The sequence below is a fragment of the Pseudomonas gessardii genome (assembly GCF_001983165.1).
GTDB lineage: Bacteria > Pseudomonadota > Gammaproteobacteria > Pseudomonadales > Pseudomonadaceae > Aquipseudomonas > Aquipseudomonas gessardii.
Window position 1 is genome coordinate 1 of sequence record NZ_MNPU01000136.1, and the last position, 1066, is coordinate 1066.

General features: G+C 59.1%; 1 protein-coding gene. It reads right to left on the reverse strand.

Annotation, left to right across the window (positions count from 1 at the left end; translation table 11 throughout):
• Positions 1–7 precede the first annotated feature (7 nt).
• Positions 8–970, reverse strand: coding sequence for an IS30-like element ISPpu17 family transposase (locus tag BLL38_RS29985; RefSeq protein WP_004577240.1), 963 nt, complete (start codon positions 968–970; stop codon positions 8–10).
• Positions 971–1066 lie beyond the last annotated feature (96 nt).

The window sequence follows — 1066 nt, forward strand, 5'->3', positions numbered from 1 at the left end:
CCTGAATTCAACACATAAGTGCAACGCTCACCCCTGTATGCACTTCGTACGGCGTCTTCCAGCCCAAGCGCTTGCGCGGGCGTAGATTGATCCTCGCTACTGTCCGATTGACGGCTTCGACGGTCAGCTTGCTGAAGTCGCTGCCCTTGGGGAAATACTGGCGGAGCAGACCGTTGGTGTTTTCATTGGTGCCACGTTGCCAGGATGAATAGGGGTCTGCAAAAAAGACCTGGCACTGGCTCCGTAGCGCGATGCGTTCATGCCCGGCAAACTCCCTTCCGTTATCCAGCGTCAGCGTGTGAGCGGCATGGCCCTGAAGCATCAGATTGATCGCCCGCGTTACCTGCCGGCGCGTTCTGCGCTTGACCGGATAGGCGCTCAGATAGCCGCTTTTGCGATCAACCAGGGTCACCAGGTTACCGCCCAGTCCATGTACCGTATCGCCCTCCCAGTCCCCCAGGCGCTCGCGGCTTTCGACCTCGGCTGGGCGTTCACTGATTGACACGCGATTACGCAGCTGCCCGCGCCGATCGTGGCTTCCATAGCGTTTCCGGTAGCGCTTTCGGCGATGTCGCAGATAGGTATAAAGCTCACCACCGGCGCGCTGTTCGGCGGCAATGAACCGATAAATCCACTCATGGCTGACCGCCCGGCTTGGCTGCTCCTGCTTCAACCGCTGGGCGATCTGCTCCGGACTCATGCCATGCTTGAGCCACACCGGGAGATGATGGCTGAGCCATGTCGCCGGCTTGCAAAACTTGCGCGCACCCGCTCGACGAGCATCACTTTCATGGGCCGCAGAAACAGCCTTGTAGATATTCTGGGTGCTGTTGCGGCGAACCTCGCGACTGATCGTCGAGGGATGCACGCCGACCCGCTTTGCAATGCTCGCCTGGCTCTCTGCGGCGCTCAAGCCAGCCTCAATCTGGTAACGTTGTCCCTGAGTCAGCTGCCGGTAATGCGTAGTCATCTGCGCTTGAATCCTTCGGTGTGAGAGCCTGGATTCTACCGGTGGCTGGCTCTCTGCCTCTCGTTTCAAGCGTTGCGCTTATTCTATGAATTCAGG

What these genes read in the sequence shown, in the direction of transcription:
- BLL38_RS29985 (WP_004577240.1), bottom strand. Translation starts at nt 970, where the DNA reads ATGACTACGCATTACCGGCAGCTGACTCAGGGACAACGTTACCAGATT.